General features: G+C 42.3%; 16 protein-coding genes, 1 other RNA gene and 2 pseudogenes. 10 read left to right on the top strand and 9 right to left on the bottom strand.

Features of this window, described 5'->3' with window-relative positions:
* Nucleotides 1–5 precede the first annotated feature (5 nt).
* Nucleotides 6–1,128: pseudogene (gene rlmN / locus SWP_RS06415) on the bottom strand (dual-specificity RNA methyltransferase RlmN).
* A 294-nt stretch (nucleotides 1,129–1,422) separates the two neighbouring features.
* On the opposite strand from rlmN, the pseudogene SWP_RS06410 reads away from it, so the two are divergent.
* Nucleotides 1,423–2,498: pseudogene (locus tag SWP_RS06410) on the top strand (CNNM domain-containing protein).
* Nucleotides 2,499–2,610: 112 nt separating this feature from the next.
* The gene (locus SWP_RS06405; protein WP_020911609.1) at nucleotides 2,611–4,353 is read left to right on the top strand and encodes a bifunctional metallophosphatase/5'-nucleotidase; all 1,743 of its coding nucleotides are present in this window, start codon (nucleotides 2,611–2,613) and stop codon (nucleotides 4,351–4,353) included.
* 398 nt (nucleotides 4,354–4,751) lie between these two features.
* Here SWP_RS06405 and SWP_RS06400 read toward each other — a convergent pair whose 3' ends face one another.
* From SWP_RS06400 to SWP_RS06385, 4 genes are all read right to left on the bottom strand, one after another.
* The gene (locus tag SWP_RS06400; protein ID WP_020911608.1) at nucleotides 4,752–5,201 is read right to left on the bottom strand and encodes a GNAT family N-acetyltransferase; all 450 of its coding nucleotides are present in this window, start codon (nucleotides 5,199–5,201) and stop codon (nucleotides 4,752–4,754) included.
* A 1-nt stretch (nucleotide 5,202) separates the two neighbouring features.
* Nucleotides 5,203–5,718 (bottom strand): GNAT family N-acetyltransferase, encoded by a 516-nt coding sequence (locus SWP_RS06395; protein WP_044556309.1) that lies wholly within the window; start codon nucleotides 5,716–5,718, stop codon nucleotides 5,203–5,205.
* Nucleotides 5,719–5,849: 131 nt separating this feature from the next.
* Entirely contained in the window at nucleotides 5,850–6,152 is a 303-nt protein-coding gene (locus SWP_RS06390) for a hypothetical protein (protein WP_020911606.1), read from the bottom strand.
* A 182-nt stretch (nucleotides 6,153–6,334) separates the two neighbouring features.
* Nucleotides 6,335–6,568: a DUF3820 family protein gene (locus SWP_RS06385; RefSeq protein ID WP_020911605.1), complete on the bottom strand. Its 234-nt coding sequence runs from the start codon at nucleotides 6,566–6,568 to the stop codon at nucleotides 6,335–6,337.
* 676 nt (nucleotides 6,569–7,244) lie between these two features.
* Here SWP_RS06385 and SWP_RS06380 point away from each other — a divergent pair.
* The 4 genes from SWP_RS06380 to SWP_RS06365 all read left to right on the top strand — a co-directional run bounded on the left by SWP_RS06380 (nucleotide 7,245) and on the right by SWP_RS06365 (nucleotide 10,033).
* A complete protein-coding gene (locus SWP_RS06380) occupies nucleotides 7,245–7,988 on the top strand; it encodes an AAA family ATPase (protein WP_020911603.1) in 744 nt (247 codons plus the stop codon).
* On the top strand, nucleotides 7,948–8,415 hold the full coding sequence (locus SWP_RS06375) for a hypothetical protein (protein ID WP_020911602.1): 468 nt from the start codon (nucleotides 7,948–7,950) through the stop codon (nucleotides 8,413–8,415). Before SWP_RS06380 ends, SWP_RS06375 begins: the two co-directional genes overlap by 41 nt.
* Before the next feature lie 229 nt (nucleotides 8,416–8,644).
* The gene (locus SWP_RS06370) at nucleotides 8,645–9,469 is read left to right on the top strand and encodes a M90 family metallopeptidase (RefSeq protein WP_020911601.1); all 825 of its coding nucleotides are present in this window, start codon (nucleotides 8,645–8,647) and stop codon (nucleotides 9,467–9,469) included.
* 66 nt (nucleotides 9,470–9,535) lie between these two features.
* Nucleotides 9,536–10,033, top strand: coding sequence for a nuclear transport factor 2 family protein (locus SWP_RS06365; RefSeq protein ID WP_020911600.1), 498 nt, complete (start codon nucleotides 9,536–9,538; stop codon nucleotides 10,031–10,033).
* Between the two features lie 153 nt (nucleotides 10,034–10,186).
* Here SWP_RS06365 and SWP_RS06360 read toward each other — a convergent pair whose 3' ends face one another.
* The gene (locus tag SWP_RS06360) at nucleotides 10,187–11,662 is read right to left on the bottom strand and encodes an HDOD domain-containing protein (RefSeq protein WP_044555727.1); all 1,476 of its coding nucleotides are present in this window, start codon (nucleotides 11,660–11,662) and stop codon (nucleotides 10,187–10,189) included.
* A 380-nt stretch (nucleotides 11,663–12,042) separates the two neighbouring features.
* Here SWP_RS06360 and SWP_RS24130 point away from each other — a divergent pair, with 380 nt between their 5' ends.
* Complete coding sequence (locus SWP_RS24130; RefSeq protein WP_187148514.1) at nucleotides 12,043–12,192, top strand: hypothetical protein; 150 nt, start codon at nucleotides 12,043–12,045, stop codon at nucleotides 12,190–12,192.
* A 306-nt stretch (nucleotides 12,193–12,498) separates the two neighbouring features.
* Here SWP_RS24130 and aceB read toward each other — a convergent pair whose 3' ends face one another.
* Nucleotides 12,499–14,106 carry a malate synthase A gene (gene aceB / locus SWP_RS06355; protein ID WP_044556308.1) on the bottom strand — a complete coding sequence of 536 codons (1,608 nt, stop codon included), beginning with the start codon at nucleotides 14,104–14,106 and terminating at the stop codon, nucleotides 12,499–12,501.
* A 1,121-nt stretch (nucleotides 14,107–15,227) separates the two neighbouring features.
* On the opposite strand from aceB, the gene SWP_RS06350 reads away from it, so the two are divergent.
* Nucleotides 15,228–15,731, top strand: a complete 504-nt coding sequence (locus tag SWP_RS06350; protein ID WP_020911596.1) for an outer membrane protein assembly factor BamE — start codon at nucleotides 15,228–15,230, stop codon at nucleotides 15,729–15,731.
* A 176-nt stretch (nucleotides 15,732–15,907) separates the two neighbouring features.
* Here the strand turns inward: SWP_RS06350 and SWP_RS06345 are convergent, their stop codons facing one another.
* Both SWP_RS06345 and SWP_RS06340 read right to left on the bottom strand, forming a co-directional pair.
* The gene (locus SWP_RS06345) at nucleotides 15,908–16,240 is read right to left on the bottom strand and encodes an RnfH family protein (RefSeq protein ID WP_020911595.1); all 333 of its coding nucleotides are present in this window, start codon (nucleotides 16,238–16,240) and stop codon (nucleotides 15,908–15,910) included.
* Complete coding sequence (locus tag SWP_RS06340; RefSeq protein ID WP_020911594.1) at nucleotides 16,237–16,668, bottom strand: SRPBCC family protein; 432 nt, start codon at nucleotides 16,666–16,668, stop codon at nucleotides 16,237–16,239. The genes SWP_RS06345 and SWP_RS06340 overlap by 4 nt, the downstream gene beginning before the upstream one ends.
* Before the next feature lie 193 nt (nucleotides 16,669–16,861).
* Between SWP_RS06340 and smpB the strand changes: the two genes are divergently transcribed.
* Together smpB and ssrA are read left to right on the top strand one after the other, a co-directional pair.
* Nucleotides 16,862–17,356 carry an SsrA-binding protein SmpB gene (gene smpB / locus SWP_RS06335; protein WP_044556307.1) on the top strand — a complete coding sequence of 165 codons (495 nt, stop codon included), beginning with the start codon at nucleotides 16,862–16,864 and terminating at the stop codon, nucleotides 17,354–17,356.
* Between the two features lie 111 nt (nucleotides 17,357–17,467).
* Nucleotides 17,468–17,823, top strand: a transfer-messenger RNA (tmRNA) gene (gene ssrA, locus SWP_RS23255).
* The last annotated feature ends 57 nt before the right edge of the window (nucleotides 17,824–17,880 follow it).

Raw genomic sequence — 17,880 nt, 5'->3', positions numbered from 1 at the left:
AAGAGTTAATCCATTGTGACCGAAATTTGATTCTGTTGCATTTGTTTTTTCGCCAAACGCTTGGTTCTGTCGCGAATATCGCCAGCAAGTTGACCACAAGCAGCATCGATATCATCGCCACGAGTCTTACGTACAATAACCGTTAAGCCGTATTCCATCAGTACTTTAGAAAAACGGTCTATGCGTGAATTAGAAGAGCGACCGTAAGGTGAACCAGGATACGGGTTAAACGGAATTAAATTCACTTTGCAAGGGGTGTCTTTCATCAACTTAGCCAATTCATGCGCTTGGTCTGTACTGTCGTTGATATGATCTAGCATCACATACTCAACAGTCACACGGCCGCGATTAGCATTAGACTTGGCAATATAGCGACGAATTCCTGCAAGGAAATCCTCTAAGGGATACTTTTTATTAACTGGAACGAGCACATCGCGCAGTTCATCATTTGGCGCATGAATACTTACCGCTAAAGCGACATCTAGCGCATCGCCTAAAATGTCTAATGCAGGCACAACACCTGAAGTTGAAACCGTGACACGGCGCTTTGATAGACTAAAACCGAAATCATCCAGCATGATATCCATCGCTGGAATAACGTTCTTAAGGTTTAATAATGGCTCACCCATTCCCATCATAACAACGTTGGTGATGGGTCGCTCACCCGTATCTTTCACAAAGCCAATAAAGTCAGCCACACGCCAAATTTGACCTACGATTTCTGATACGCTCAAGCTTGCGGTTAAAGCCTTGTGCTCCAGTTGAGCAAAAAGTACATTCCAACGCACAACCCACTTGAGATGATACACATAATGTGGCGCGATCATCTTCAGGAATATATACCGTTTCAACTTCTTGGCCATTACCCACATCAATAGCAAACTTAATGGTGCCATCAGCAGACTTTTGATAACTGGCAATTTTTGGTGCAACAATTTCACATTTACGCGCAAGTTTCGCTCGTAATGCTTTGTTGATATTGGTCATCTGTTCGAAGTCACTCACCCCAAAGTGATAAAGCCATTTCATCAATTGATCGGCACGGAACGGCTTTTCACCCATATCGGCGAATAGCGCTCTCATCGACTTACGATCAAGATCCAATAAATTGATCTTCTTTTCACTCATTGTGTGTAACCTCAAAACCTAAAACCTGCATGTGGGCGGCGAATTATACAGATCCTTGTAAAATAAGGCTAGCAACCTTGCTCGGCTTATTCGATGATGCTGATATTTATTACATTAATTGTAACGGCTCTATAGTAAATGCTGCGCAGAACCGCCTAATCACCTGTAAATCGCCTGACAACACAGATAAAAATGCAAAATTCGACACTAATAGCAATTGCCGCGAATTAAACCTGTGCTAGAATCCGCTCAGACTAATGTTGGTCTGTAATATGGAGGTGTAATTTCACCTTTATGATAACTCTTATCATTATAGTATTTGTCGCCATTGCTATCTCTTTTCTTTGTAGTGTGTTTGAAGCTGTTTTACTGTCAGTCACACCCAGTTATATCGCCACGCTTGCCGGGACGAATCCAGCTGCAGCCGCTAGGTTGAATAAACAAAAAGAAAACGTTGAATCTCCACTCGTTTCCATTCTTACTTTAAATACCATTGCCCACACTGTTGGCGCTGCGGTAGCTGGTGCACAGGCAGCTAAAGTATTTGGTGATGAGATGCTAGGCGTATTTTCTGGTGTCCTTACTTTCCTTATTCTGTTTTTCTCAGAGATTATTCCTAAAACATTAGGTGCAAACTACTGGCGCTCACTAGCACCGGTCGTCTCTGTTGCATTAGTGTGGATGGAGCGCGCTACTAGGCCGCTTATCTGGATGTCTAAACAGGTCACACAGTTGATGGGTAAAGGTGATGAAGGCCAGTATATTCGTCAAGAGATGAGCGCCATGGCTAAGATTGGTCGAGAATCTGGCGAGCTTGATGAGCAGGAATCAAAAATTCTGACACAAATGTTGTCAGTTAAAGAGATGCCTGTTACTGCCATTATGACACCAAGAACGGTGATGTTTAAGCTGCAGACAACCTTAACGCAAGGTGATTTCGCGGCTCAGTTTATGGCAAAACCATTTACCCGAATTCCGATATATCAGGGTGAACCCGATAATATTATCGGTTATGTGAATCGTAATGACGTGCTATTGGCTGAACGTAAGACCCCCAAGGAGTCCATTGCTGTTCTGAAGAAGAACCTGTTGGTTATTCCTGAGACAGCTAAAATACTGCCACTATTTGAGCTGATGATTAAGCGTAATACCAAGATCGCTATGGTGGTTGATGAGTATGGCTCTGGTGAAGGTATTGTCACCTTAGAAGATATTGTCGAGTCACTATTGGGCCTCGAAATTGTCGATTCAAATGATCCTGTCACAGATATGCAGCAATTAGCGCGTAAATGTGGAGTCGCAGAATGCAGCATAAAGGCATTGTGCTTTCTGATGATGGCGAGTTTGACGATAAGCCCGAAAAGGGGTAAGTCTTTATCGACATAACAAGGGAGCTAAGCTCCCTTTTTTAATCGCCAAAATCAATGTTTCACCTATCTAGGCAGTTAGTGCTATAATTCTTGTTTGGTTCTGAGGATTGAAATGACGTCAACATATACATTAAAACTTGCCCACATCAACGACACCCATTCTCATTTCGACGCTAATCGACTGCAGTTTACTATCACCGAGCAACAGCAAGAGCTGACGCTATATACTCATAGTGGCGGTTACGCGCGTATCGGTTATCAGCTGTCTCAGGCAAAGTTGTCAGCCAAAGCTAATCAACAATCTTTTCTATTCTTGCACGGCGGCGATAGCTTCCAAGGCACTCTTTATTTCAACGAATTTAAAGGCAAGGCCAATTCAGATCTACTGAATCTCTTAAAACCTGACGCCATGGTACTGGGTAATCATGAAATTGATGCAGGTAATGGTCCAGTACTCGATTTTCTTAATGACATTCAGTTTCCGCTACTTGCTGGCAATATGGATTTGAGTCGTGAAGATCAACAAAAAGCGGCCAAGCTTAGTGGTCACCACAATCTTTATGACTACGATAATCGCAGTCAGACTGCAAAGTACATTTTAAAGCCGCTGCATGATAAGCAAGTCGCTATTGTCGGCATAACGCTTGATCAGATGAAAGAGATCGCCCGTCCTGACGAAGATACTCACTTCATTAATGCTATCGAGACCACACGACGTACGATAGCAAAGCTGCACGCTGAAGGGATTTATCACATTATAGTATTAAGCCACCTAGGGCTCGATCAAGACCGCGTACTTGCAGCTGAAGTTGATGGCATTAGCCTAATTGTTGGTGGTCACTCTCACACGCTGCAAGGTGATTTTAGTGACCTTGGTTTAAGCAATATTCCCTACGCAGAAAACATCAACAACACCCCTATTTTACATGCAGGAAAATACGCAGAAACCATAGGTATTTGCGACATTAGCTTTAATGAAACAGGCTTGGTGACCGAGATCAACGGTGGCAACTTCTTCATGCTTGACCAGCAATTTATTTTGCAAGCCAGTGACGGTGAGGTCTGCGCTGAAAACTACCTGGCGATACGCGCTAAGCTCGATGCAAATCCTTCTATCTTTTGGGATGGCGAAGACAGCCTTGTACAGCAAACTATTTTACAAAAGTACCGCCCAAGCCTAGACGCGTTGGATAATCAAATTTTAAGTTTTGTGCCTAAAAACTTTGAACATACTCGTCTGCCAAGTAAAGCACTGCCGCATGGTAGTGAAATTGCGCCATGGGTCAGTCGTAGTATGTACCATGAGACAAAGGCGATCGGTATGCAGGTTGACTTTGCGCTGCACAATGCTGGCGGCGTAAGACAATCACTCAATAAAGGGCAATTGAGTCTAGCAGAAGTGATTGGCCGGATCTTACCGTTTGAGCTGCCATTAGTGACCTACCAAATTCAAGGCCAATACCTGTTCCAGATGCTTGAATCAGCTATCAATGCAGCAACCAATAACAGTGTTATCGGCACCGGTGCAGGCAGCTTCCCATACACCTATGGGCTTAAGTATTTCTATGACGGTAGACAAGCTTTGGGGCAACGGATAGTCAAGCTTGAGATCATGCGCCCTGCCAATGGTCAGCCGCTATGGTTTGATATTGACCCTTTGCAGCACTATATCGGCGTGTCTTCGGCTTATACCGCATCAGGAAAAGAAGGTTATAGCCCTATATTGCAATCCAATTGGCAACATAGTGTCGATGAGTTAACACTACCAGAGGCCTTCATTCGCTTTATGAGCCGCACTGATACACTAAATGACATACTAGAGCCAGAGGTGCATTACACCAGTCACAGAAGCTAGGTCGTTGCGATGGCAATACTATAGATAAAATACAAGCCCCTATCAGCATGGGGCTTTTGCTTCATCCCGATATATTCAGCATTTTCCGCATACTAAAGTTAACAAGAACTTGATCTGAGCGCGAGTGCTCATTCTGAGATAGTACGCAGTATCCCTGCTTCTCGAAAAAGGGTTTAGCTATACCCATCCCACTTGGAAATGCTCGTTTCAGAGGTGTTGTGCTAGTTCAATTCTAGGCGCGTTAACGTGGAAATGGTTATTCCCTTTTAAGTTGCCGCAACAACGAAGTGGGCTTGCACAACCCCTTCTTCGATGGGTTCTAATGGGCTTTACTCTGTGTTATTGATTTTACCAAGGGAGCGACCATTAGCTGCAATCAATGCCTTGATTAAAGCCCATTAAACTCCCACTGAATCCTGCATTTTCAGGTCGGATGGGTATAAATAAGAGGCTTCAACCGTTAACTCTGAAATTTGCTGCGATAGTGCATAGTGTTCCAGGCATTGATAAAGCTTTGAGGCAACGCCTTGTCCTACAAAGTCAGGGTGGGTGAAAAGACAATCTATCTCTGCCGATAACAAAGACTGCCCTCCACTAGCAAGAGTTTCTATTGTTGGTTTTAGGTTGATAAACCCACTAATAAGCCCCCTTTGTTCAGCAACCCAAGTGACTGTTGGCGCTAACCGTAATCGCCATTCATCATCAGAGCGAAGCGCTGGCGACCAAACAGCTCTCTCCTCTTCACTATAATGAGTTGCAGCAGCTTGAGTAATACTCAAGTGAAACACATTTGCCAATTGTCCCACATCGTCCTTAGCCAATAATCGAACTCGGCACTTTTTGCTCATTTCAACTATCCTTTGAGGTTTTTAATGGCTTACGCATGAGAAAGCCCATTATGATTTGGCCACGTTTCTCCTGGTAACTGCGATGCAACTGTTTAAAGCCGTGGGCCAGAAAAAGTGGCTTAGATAACTTAGACGCATCAACAGATAAACTGTCGATGTTAGCTGCTATGGCCCATGCTTCAAGCTCTGCCAGTAGCGCAGTCGCAATCCCTTGATGTTGAAAGTCAGGATGAACATAGAGGCTGTCAATATAACCACGGCTATGAAATTGTGTCTCTAGGTTTATCACCCCACAGCATAAAGAAGCGCCATCATGGTCTTGGGCACTGTCGATCATCAACCATGTTTTAGACCGAGTCAGCCTCTTATGCCAGTGATAGCGAGAACGCGGTGAGTATGACCAAGCTTGTTGTTCTATTTTTGAGTAAACATCCTCATCAATAGCATTGATAGCCCGATGAAAAAGTTGACTCACTTGAGTCGCATACTGTTTTTGGTAGGGAATTAATTTGAGCATGATGACTAACACAGCGAAACAATAACGTTATTCTGCGCTAAATGGTGGTAAAAGAAAACGGCGTAGACTGAGTCTACGCCGTTTTCTTTAGAGCATGATCATTGTGGCACTAGCGGCAACCTAGATCTGCTTTACTTTTTATCGATACGACCAACAAACAATAATTCGTCAAAAGTGCGGTTTAATGTTTTGCTAGCAAAATCATTCATCCACATCTGCTCTTGAACAACCACAGTGTCGCCTTTCTTCACTTCTACTTGTGGTCCGGCAGCCCAGAATGTTTTGTCGGCTTCTTTGATTTGTACGTAGGTATAACCGCCGCCATTCATAGTGTCCATGACAGTACCTTCATGCATAACACCTTGAGCCCAAGCGCTAGACATACCAAGAGCCAGTGTTGCCGCAGCAGCCAATTTAACTAGTTTAGCTATCATCGGAAATTTCCTTTAAAAGTTATCAATCAAATATTTTAATTCAGATATATTAAAGCACGCAATAAAGCATAAATCTCTAATACTCGTCACTAATCATAATCAAATCATCAACTATTAGATCCAACTCTCATTCCAAAGGTAATTTTGCCCTAGCAAGGAACTTTCTAATAAGCCATGACTAATTATCGAGTTCTAGCCTGCTTTACCTTATCAAGGAGCGGTTGCAACATCCCTTCAAGACCATTGAGTTTTACTTCGTACATTAAAGCAAGTTGTTGGCCAAGCTTGCCTTCAGGGAATCCTTTTGAATGAAACCACACTAAATAGGGTTCAGGTAGTTCGAGTAGATAGCGACCCGCATACTTTCCAAATGGCATCTTCTGGCTTATTGCTTCTTGTAATAACTTCTCGTCCACAGTGTTATATCCGCACTCATTACGTTTATGGTTCTATCGGCAAAGCCTAACATGGGCAAGGCTCCATTGACCTGAATAATTTAGCCCAGCAAAGTCCTCAGTTCTGTAGCAGACTCAAAAGCGCTAGACCTTTTAATGCTGAGCCCAAACTGTAACTCCATTGCGAAGCTAGAGGAAACTGAATTGGCGTGCGAGTGCATTTATCACAAACATTGTTGTTTCAAATGTTTAGGAGCCCACAATCCTATATACTCAATTCGCATAAATATTTTTTTTTAATTCAACTAGAGAATATTAAACTAAAGGGTGATAAACCATTAGCCACACGCGTTGCTAATCGTGGCCTAATTTGAGATAAATTAAAGACACATTACAAACCTAAGTATCTAATAAATTTAACAAACCAATTTAAGCTAGGGTGTAAAAGCTTATAGTGTCAAAAAACCATCAAACATAGCGTTTGCGTCAAAAATAGTTCGCCAGTCAATTGAAACAAAAACGTCAAAAATCATACAGTTGACCTTATCGCAATCCCTGCCTAAATTAATATCACAGCTGCTGCATTGGGCACATGAAGTCAATAGAAACTTCCCCAATAAAACCAGTACGCAAGCAACAGCTAAAGGTAATCAAACAGACACACCCAGATAAACAAACGCGTACTCGAGGACAAAGCATGATTATATTAGTAGGTGGTGAAAAAGGCGGCAGTGGTAAAAGCTGTTTAGCGCAAAACATAGCCGTATTTCTAACGGCAGAATGCCAAGCTTCTGTAATTATGGTTGACTGCGATCCTCAACGCACTACGTCAGACTGGATCCATGCCAGAAATAATAATGCTGACTTACCCAGCATTAATTGTGTGCAATTATACGGCAAAATACGCAACGATCTGTTAAGCCTCGAACAACACTATGACTATGTTATCGTCGATTGTGGTGGCCAAGATAACCTGGCACTTCGCGCCACCATGTCGGTAGCCTCACATGTATTAATGCCGCTTAGACCTAAAAGACGTGATCTAAAAACGGTGAGCCATATGGATGACATCGTCGCAACCTGCATGATGATAAACCCAAAAATGCGTGCAACCTTCGTTATCACTCAATGCCCAAGTTTACCTAATCAGGCGAACCGCATATTTGAAGCTAAAGAAGTCTGTAAAACCTATGACATCAATGTGCTCGATGCCATTACCTATAGCCGTAACATTTATGATGATAGTGAAGAGTCTGGCTTATCTGTACTAGAGATTGAACCTAAGGGTAAGGCTGCCAACGAGATCCGAGGTATCGCCACAGAAATGTTGCAAGTCGCGAATGCTACTGAGATCCGTAATCGCATTGCAGAAAAAAAGATGAAAAAGATGAGAGGTGAATATGGGTCTAACCGATCTCAAGAAAAACTCTACGCCGTCTAAATCGACTCATCAACAGATTCAGACAACTCAGCTGGCATTAGACGATTTAATTGATGATTTCATTAATGATGCCAGTCGTTATGCTATTGGAGAACAGCAACGCTCTCCAGTAACAAATAAAATTATTGAGCTAAATGTTAAAAAAAATCAGTTAGATACAGGTTCAACGAGCCAAACTGTACAAACAACACATTCGAGCCCTGAAGAGAGTGATGTTCAGCAAAACATTAAGAAAATCATCAAAGGAGATGCGCCGTTTAGAAAAGCCACTTTCACTCTTAGTGAATCGGCGATAGCTCACTTAGCAGCTTTGGCTGATGACGGCGATGTTGCCAAGTCAAAGTTGATACGCTTTTTAATTGAACACTATTTTACTATGACACCTCAAGAACGAAGAGAGATAGAAAAACGAATTATTGTTGAGTAGCCCTCCCAACTTAGCTGGCAGAATATGGAAAAGTCTTATCAAACGTTTTAACCATAGTTCTCAATTTGATCTGCCAGCCTTTTTTTCATCGTTATAAGCCCTTTGCAAGCCCCCGAATTCTCCGAGTATCAAGCCACTATTGAAATTCAGCAAACCAGTCCACATATCATTAACATCGCCCATTTAAAATACAAACAGAGCAATTGCTTTGTTTGGTAAAAGGAACCCGATGCTCGCGATCATACTGATAATACTCTTTAGTGGTAGCGCTATTTTCTGGATCGCTAGTCGTAATTGGCGAGCAAGCCTGCGCAGAAACAAGCTCACTCAACAGCCTTTTCCCAACGCATGGCGAATGATTTTAAAGAAACGGATCCCATTTTTCCGCTCCTTACCAGCCGACTTACAACTGCAACTGAAGAAGCATATACAAGTGTTTATTGCTGAAAAGCAGTTTGTTGGTTGCGATGGACTGGAGATTGATGATGAAATTCGTGTCACCGTTGCCGCCCAAGCGTGTCTGTTGCTGCTAAATCGAAAAACCGATTACTACCCTCATTTAAAAGAGATCCTGGTCTATCCATCCGTATTTATTGTTAGCAATGAGCAGCGCGACAGTAATGGACTGGTTTCGGAGCGTCGCCGAGTGTTATCAGGCGAGTCGTGGCAGCATGGAAAAGTCATCTTGTCGTGGCAAACGACTAAGGAGGGAGCTGCGATTCCCGATGACGGCAGTAATGTTGTCATTCACGAATTTGCTCATCAGCTTGATCAAGAAGACGGCAATGCTAATGGCGCGCCTATACTCGGTCACAGTAAAGACTATGCATCTTGGTCAAGCGTGATGATGCAGGAGTACCAACAACTGGTAGAGGCCAGCCAACATCAACAGTATTCATTGTTTAGTTATTATGGCGCGACTAACCCTGCAGAATTCTTTGCTGTGATAAGTGAAGTGTTTTTTGAACAGCCGCATGAATTCATTGCCCAGCACCCAGCCCTGTACCATGAAGTGAGTTCGTTCTACCAACTCGATCCCGTTAACTGGCATTAAAGGCAGAAATAATGCTAGCCTAGCTCTAAAAATGACTAAGCCACTAAATAATAAAAAGAGAACCTTATGCAAAGAGTGAGTCAGCTAAAATCCACAACGTTCGCACTTATCTCGACGCTATTATTATTTTGGAGTGTTGGCGTTAACGCCCATGCTACTGAACAAAGTAACGCTAAGCAGCAAGCTGCGAACTTACTCGATAACCTTAATACCTATTCGGCAAATGCTGATTGGGATAACTACTTTTCGTTGTATGCAGATAACGGCATATTTATCGGCACTGACGTCAATGAGCATTGGGATAAAGCCCAGTTTGAACAATACGCTCGTCCAACAAAGGGCTGGCGCTATGATCTCACCAGCAGAAAGATGACGCAGCATGGCGACGTTATTTGGTTTGACGAGATTTTACATAGTGAGTCTTACGGAGTGAGTCGAGGCACAGGAACCTTAATCAATACCGCTGAAGGATGGAAGATTGCTCAGTACCATTTGAGCTTTCCTATTCCCAATCAGATAGCTAAAGAGATCACCAAGCAGATAACCGCCACCCAATCCAAGTAAGGCTAAATGAGCGTTTTATACCAATCGGTATAAGTAGTTGGTCTACTCAGAGTGTTTTTTGGCGAACTAATTTAAGGCGGATAATTGACAGAATGGTTGTTCCCTTTTGCCTTTATCCAACACCGAAGTAGGAAGACAAAAACACTCCTTAGGTTATTTCATACTGGTAGAAAAACAAACATTTGAAAGTTCTGCAAAATGGCTAAAACCCAAAAAGTCCTCTTCGTTTAAGCGCCGTCCAGAGCTGTCTCTATCGGCATATAGAACTCCGATAACCGTATGATCCATTATCAAAGGTGCCACCATAAAACCTGTTGGCGAGACTAAACTTCGCAGCGCATCATCCATGTAAAGTCGCCACTTAGCTGAATGAGGGTTATCGACAAACAGTGCGCTTTTGATTTGAATTGACTCTTGGAATAAGTTTTTTGTACCGCCAAGTTCAATGGAGAAATTGTTTTTCATATCAATAGCACCATCGCCTAGCACGATACGGGGCTGGAGGAGTTTCCTGTTGGGTGTTAACAACAGAACTGCGCAACGATCGACCCCTACACCTTGCAATACACCTTGAAGTGCCAGAGACAATACCTGATTAAAATCAGATTTATTTAATGCGCACTGGGTTAATGCACGAAGACACCGTAGTTGCTCTAAAGGATCTGAGCCCCTAATAACGGATTGCGGAGCAGGCTCATCATGTTCAAGCAACAGATGTTTGGCATCAGGTAGAAAATCAATTAATGCTTTTGCGCCGTATGCGTCAGCCATCAACTCCGTCGCCTTCTGGCAACGGATCATACGTCCTTTCAGTTCATCCACTTCAATATCAAGAATATTCGCAGCTTGCTTTAATCTTTTTGATAGCTCAAGCACTGGCGGCGGTGTTTGCGACAGTAGATCGCTAAGCTTGTTTGCCAGATAAATACTACGAATTTCAGGAGTTCTTTCATCAGGCTGACTGAGAGACTTAATCAAAACACTGCCTAAGCCCCAGTTCCTTGCTATTCCTGCTGACAGTTGCTTAAAACTCGTGCCAAGCACTTCTCTAACCGCTTGATCGTATTCAGTTGATGATTCACATCGATTAAGCTTACTATCCAATACTAAGGTTTCAGCGCAGCCAGTGCTCCAAAAGGCACTTTCTCCTAAGTGATATAACAAAGAGGCTATGAAAACCTCTTCCTGTAACTCTTCATCATGCCCATGCATCAACATTCGAGTGAACATTGCTGCTTGAAAAGACTTTGCCATCAAACTCAGTAACCGCTTATAAACATCTTCTGAAAGCCCCTGCGACTCTAGCAAGCTACTGAGTAATTTGGCGGTAATACAGATATTTTTAATAGCATCAAACCCTAAGACCACAGCAGCTTTACTCACCGTCGTCACCTGGGTGATCCCTTTACTGTATGTCACGCTGTTAGCGACCCGTAAAATACGCGAGGTGAGTGCATTATCATGCATGACACTCTGGCCTAATATTGCTAAGGAGGAGACATCATCTTTGGCCAGCTTCTCTAATGTACTGACCGTAGAGCATAATGCGGGCATCTCCTGATCACTGATCCTGTGAGTCCAATAATCAGCCCCTCTCAATTTGCTTTCTTGTCTGCTATTTGCTTTCAATTAATACTCTGCTTATGACAGGATAAACCATCAAATTTGACTTGAAGATATCGCGTTTTATTATGGTTGTGATACGCGTTTATTTTTTAATAATAATAAACTTAATTGTATACGCAATCACTCCAAAGTGCAGGTTACTGAGCCTTGAGTCGTCTATTTGACTGCTATTTTTTCAGTGTTGCTTGTTAACCAGCAATTGCTCATTGCTGGGACAGCTAAGCAGTGGCAATAGCCAGATAAATATACAGCAGTACCAAAGAGGGATTTTTACTCGCACAATATTCTCAAACATCGAAAATATGCTTGAAAGATTAGGGGCTGTTGATCTTTCACGGTTGTTTTTGCCGCAGTTTATTGGCTATTTTGACAAGGCGGAGGCTATGCCGTTTAGTTATTCTCCACAAATAGTCTACAACACAGTAAAAATAGCCAAGAAACGCGGCCCTTTGGGTTCGATTCAATGCTTCTATTACGGTGTTATGAGCTTTTCACTTAGCCAGCTAAGCTTTATCGCTCAAGCCTTGTACTAGAAGCATTATTCCTTACGGTAAAGAACCGAACAAAAACTAAGCTCGAAAGATCAACAGCCCCTAGTAACTTTCTAATTGAACATTTTAGCTCAGTAAAATTTAGGCAAAAAAATGCGACTCCGAGGAGCCGCCAATCACAAGTGTAGTAACCATCTCTTTACTTAAGAGAGTGCTATTTAATTAAAAACCCGCGTAGCACGTAGGAATACTCCGCGGGGGACACAAGCTGCAAAAGGCAGCTAAAACTAAAACTCTAATACAAACACAAACTCATTCAGATTGAACATCTATAGCACAATTACTGGGTCAGCTAACAAGCAACTCGTAACCAGGTTGAGTAATAAAATCTACCAACTCATCTGCAGTAGTTATTTGTTCAAGAATAACTGCAGCTTCGGTAAAACGACCATGGGTAAACCTTGCTGCCCCCACCTCCTCTTTTACCTGTGCAAGCTCTTGTACTAACATCTCTTTAAACAGTGCTTTAGTCACTAACACACCGTTAGATAAGTGCTGTGAATGCTTGATCCATTGCCATATAGAGGTTCTGGCAATTTCGGCAGTAGCCGCATCTTCCATCAGTCCATAGATTGGCACACAGCCATTTCCGTTGATCCATGCCTCAGTGTATTGCAGGGCAATACGAATATTTCGGCGCATTCCTATTTCAGTTCGCGCACCATCGCAAGCAGCCAACAATTCATGGGCTAGAATGGGTGCATCCACATCACGAGTGATATGCAGCTGGTTAACATGATCTTCGCCAATATACTCATTGAAGATCTCCATTGCGGTATCAGCTAATCCCGGATGAGCAACCCAAGTACCATCATGGCCATTGCGCGCTTCTAGCTGTTTATCTTGACGCACTTTATCTAAGTTCTGCTGGTTTTCGTTTGCATCCTTAGACGGAATGAATGCCGCCATTCCGCCCATCGCTAACGCGCCACGTTTATGACAAGTTTTAACCAGCAAACGTGAGTAAGCGCTAAGAAAAGGCGTATCCATTGTGACTGACTGTCTGTCCGGCAATATGCGGTCGCTATAGCGATTCAGCGTTTTAATATAGCTAAAAATGTAATCCCAACGTCCACAGTTCAGCGCAACGATGTTTGAGCGCAGTTCAAATAGGATCTCATCCATCTCAAAAACAGCAGGTAAAGTCTCAATAAGACATGTACATTTAATGGTGCCTGGTTGAAGACAAAAGCGCTCCTCAACAAAAGCAAATACCTTAGCCCACCATCGTGCTTCAAGATGGCTTTCTAGCTTGGGGATATAGAAGTAAGGGCCACTGCCCTTGCTCAATAGTTGGCGATAGTTATTATAAAAATAGATACAAAAATCAAATAGGCTGGCTGGAATCGCTTGCTCTGCAAAACTGACATGTTTTTCTAGCATATGCAGTCCTCTAACTCGGCAAATAAGCACCGCGGGGTCATCATCTAATGTGTATAATTTGCCTGTTTCTGCAGCGATATAACTGATATCACCAGCCACTGCATCACGTAAATTGATTTGCCCAGCAACTATCTTCTGCCAACTCGGCGCTAGAGAATCTTCAAAGTCAGCCATAAATACTTTTGCATTGGCATTAAGTGCATTGATCACCATTTTTCGATCGACAGGCCCTGTGATCTCAACACGCCTATCTTGAAGGTCGTTGGGGATCCCTCTAACTTTCCACTCATTCTCTCGCAATGATTTTGTTTCTGGTAGAAAGTCAGGTAACTGTCCGTTATCGATTAAAGCTTGTTTAACCTTTCTGTTTGCCAGCAAGGTTGGCACATCAGCAGCAAAATGCTTGCATAAGGTTTTTAATAAACTCAGTGCGCCTTCTGTTAATACCGTTTCTTGTCCTTTGACAGGATCTGCATTGATAACAATCTCGTCTGCTGTAATACCGTTATCCATTGTTATTTGATCTGTCATAAACCTATTCTCCAAACCGTATTGCCAGTAGTTGCTATTAGCTAAGTTATTCAAGCCAACTCTTCTTGCCCTATGCGCTTTACTCCTATCCTAGGTATAGAAGCTAAGCTCACTATTAATCAGTGTTCTAAGTAAGATGTAGTTATTTGCAACAAAAAACTAACGACAAAACAGAAACGATGCAAGCCTAGCCACATGGTTCAGCAATCAGTTCTTCACGAGTAAAAATCCATAAACAAGCAGTTGAATGCAGAAGAAATACCAAACAAAACATCATAAAAACAAAAAGATAACATCAAAAAGCTATTGATTTATATTCAAGTAAGAAAGTCTTGTAAGACAAATTGACCAAGACCCTTGGGTAGAATTCTAATTCGTAATTTAATTACCTAGTGTAATATTATAAATACAGCGATGGTGGACAATAATAATCCGCCCATGAGTCGTTATCGTTTACAACTAACTCGAGCGTTAGTTATATAAATCATTAATTACCAATTAGTTAAGTAACATGTTCACAAAACCGAAATTAAACAGTCGTTTAAATCTTACGTTAACGTAAAAGTAACCATCTATAAATAACGCCTAAGAAGTTAAACTCTGGGTGTATTGCGACTAACATCACAATAAATATTGGTTTTGCATGAATTTTTTTTGAAAAAATATCAATAAGCAGACAAATTACCAGCATTAAGCTGTTAAATGGTATTAAGCCAGTAAAGCCGATAACCCTGAGCCCCCGTATTAAGCTACGGAGCAAAAAAGTAGATAAGCGCCTCAAGCATTAACTGCCCAGCAAAGCTTACAGCGGCTAAGGTGAATGCGACCTAAATATGCATAAGTCATTAAAAATTAGAGATTACTTGACTTCATACTGACTCATTCAAACCAGGCAACTATCAACTGATATCAAGAAAAAGGCTCATAGCAATGAACTAATTAGCAGTTTATGACTCAATATAAGCAGCTTATGTAGCCTCCGTGTTAAAACTGAGGAACAGTATAAATCAACAACCTGAGCATACTCTGCGACAATAGCCCTTGTCAGATAGGGGATTGCTTGGGTATTATGACCGACAGATTTTTATGAAGTAGCGCACTCAATGACAATTAAAAAAAGAAGTATTACCCTTTTGGGCGCTGCTGCGCTCACACTATCACTTAGTGGTTGTGGTGTTTTTGACTGGTTAATCTATAAGCCAGACATCCCACAAGGTAACTATATGGAAAAGCAGCAGGTAGAAAAGCTGCGTATCGATATGACTAAAGAGCAGGTTGAATACGTATTAGGTCGACCTGTACTGCGTGATAGCTTTTCAGACGATACTTGGTATTTTGTCTATCACTACAAGAGTGGCCGTGATGCTAGCATCATCCACAAAGAACTTATTATTAACTTTGATGGCGACAAACTCATATCGGTTACAGGTGATTATGATTTAAGTGAAGAATTTAATACTCCACTTGAAGAAAGTAAGTTACCTGAGTTGAATACGCCTGAAGATGATCCTTTGATCCCAGAACAGCGTCCTCAAGCAAATCCTTTAGTTGAAGAGAAACAAACTCAGCCTGAATCACTATCGGAAAGAGACGAAGACAAAGACTAGTTCCGTCTCCATCAATAGTCACAGTGCAGAAACAATAATGCGAGCTCCTATAAATAGAGGCTCGCATTTTTTTGTAGCCAAAACTGTTGGTAATTTGCTTTCACGCGAGCAACATAAGCGTTAGTTAAGCCATTACATCCACAAGCAGAAATATCAATCGCTATGGTCGACAGGCTTTAGAGTTTAGCGCCAGTAATTTTATTGACTCGCCCTTCATCTTTAGCTTTTTCTGCACGCTTACGGCGTACATCTTTAGGATCGGCAATCAATGGCCGGTAGATCTCAACCCGTTGACCCGGCTTAAGTACTTCAGAATGCTTTACCGAACGACTAAAAATACCTAACTTAACCGTCTCGAGATCAATCTCAGGGAAATAACGCTGCATATCGCTTTGCTTAACGGCGTCGATACAGTTAGTGCCAGGCTCAATATTCACTTTAATCAACTTTTGCTGGTGTGGCAGTGCATAGATAATTTCGACAGTGAACTGCCCTTGCTCGGTACTCATTTGTAAATCACCTTTGCTCTGCTGGTAAACGCCGTCACCATCGATGCCATTAACTCTTTAAAGACTTTACCAAAAGCCAAGTCCGCGATTGGGCTTGAGAACTCAAAGTTAAGCTCAAAATCGACCTTACAAGCGTCTTCAGTTAACTCCGTAAAGGTCCACTCTCCAACTAACTCTTTAAACGGACCATTTTCTAACTGTAGTTTTATACTCTTACCAGCAACCACTTTATTACGGGTAGTAAATGTTTTGCTGATCCCCGCCTTGGCTACATCAACGGAAGCCACCATGGTCTCGCCATCAAACTCTAATACTTTGCCACCCACACAACCCGGCAAGAACTCTTTATAAGATTCGACATCATTGACAAGGTCATACATCTGCATCGCACTAAAACGAACTAATACATTGCGGGAAATTTGTGGCATTTAAAGTTGATACTCAAAAATATAAATTCAATAGTTGGATTTTAACATGACCACAAAAAAACGCATCTTTGCCGCACATAGCTGTTATTGAGTGCTCAAAAAGCAGACAAACGCTTCAAGGAAGTCACAAATAAGCGAATATTTCGGTTTGGCTAATTCCAAATCCGTCATGCCTGCGTATAATAGCTTGCCTATGGCTAAGAAAAACGCAAAAAATTCAAAGAACAGTTCCGCTTCTATCGCACGTAATAAACGCGCGACATTCGACTATAAGTTTGAAGAGAAGATGGAAGCTGGCCTATCCCTAATGGGATGGGAAGTTAAGTCTATTCGTATGGGCAAGGTCAACTTGTCTGAAAGCTATGTATTCCTCAGAGATGGCGAAGCCTTTCTTTTTGGTTGTACTATTGCGCCACTGAATACCGCCTCAACACATGTTGTGTGCGATCCACTACGCTCACGTAAGTTACTGCTCAAAAGAAAAGAGTTAGATAAGTTACAAGGCTTAGTTGATCGTAAAGGCTACTCAATCGTACCTATCTCAATGTACTGGCAAAAAGGTGCATGGGTAAAGATCGAGATTGGTCTAGGTAAAGGTAAGAAAGATCACGATAAGCGTGAAGATACTAAAGATCGCGAATGGCAGATTGAAAAATCTCGTACCATGAAAAAAGCGGTTCAGCAGTAATTTCAACGTCAGTATGGTTTAGATAACGTACGTATAACGAACAATCGGTTGCAAATGCGGTTTTTATGCTTGGTAAAACAAGAAAGGTCGCGTTACAATCACATTGTACTTGGGGGCGATTCTGGATTCGACAAGATTCTCGAAACCCTGGGAGCATGCCGAGGGGCGGTTGGCCTCGTAAAAAGCCGCACTGTTATAGTTGCAAACGACGATAACTACTCTCTAGCAGCTTAGGCTCGCTAGCCATCTAGCTCACGTTTATCAAATGGGCAGAGTATATAGATGGTCACCTTTACATTTGATAGCGAGGGAACCACGTTCAGGGGTGAACCGCGAAACAGTACTGAACTCGCCTTGTAATATCCTGTCTTTCGGAGCTTACAAGGTTAACCAAAAGAGAGACTAAGCATGTAGCGCCTTGGATGTAGGCTTTTTGGACGCGGGTTCGAGCCCCGCCGCCTCCACCAAATATTAAGAAAGGCCAACCTTAACCGGTTGGCCTTTTTTTATGCTTTAAATTCAAG

Source organism: Shewanella piezotolerans WP3, from assembly GCF_000014885.1.
In the GTDB taxonomy this organism is placed as follows: Bacteria; Pseudomonadota; Gammaproteobacteria; order Enterobacterales; family Shewanellaceae; genus Shewanella; species Shewanella piezotolerans.
The sequence above is the reverse complement of the archived record's forward strand: the minus strand, read 5'-3'. Positions and strand labels throughout refer to the sequence as shown.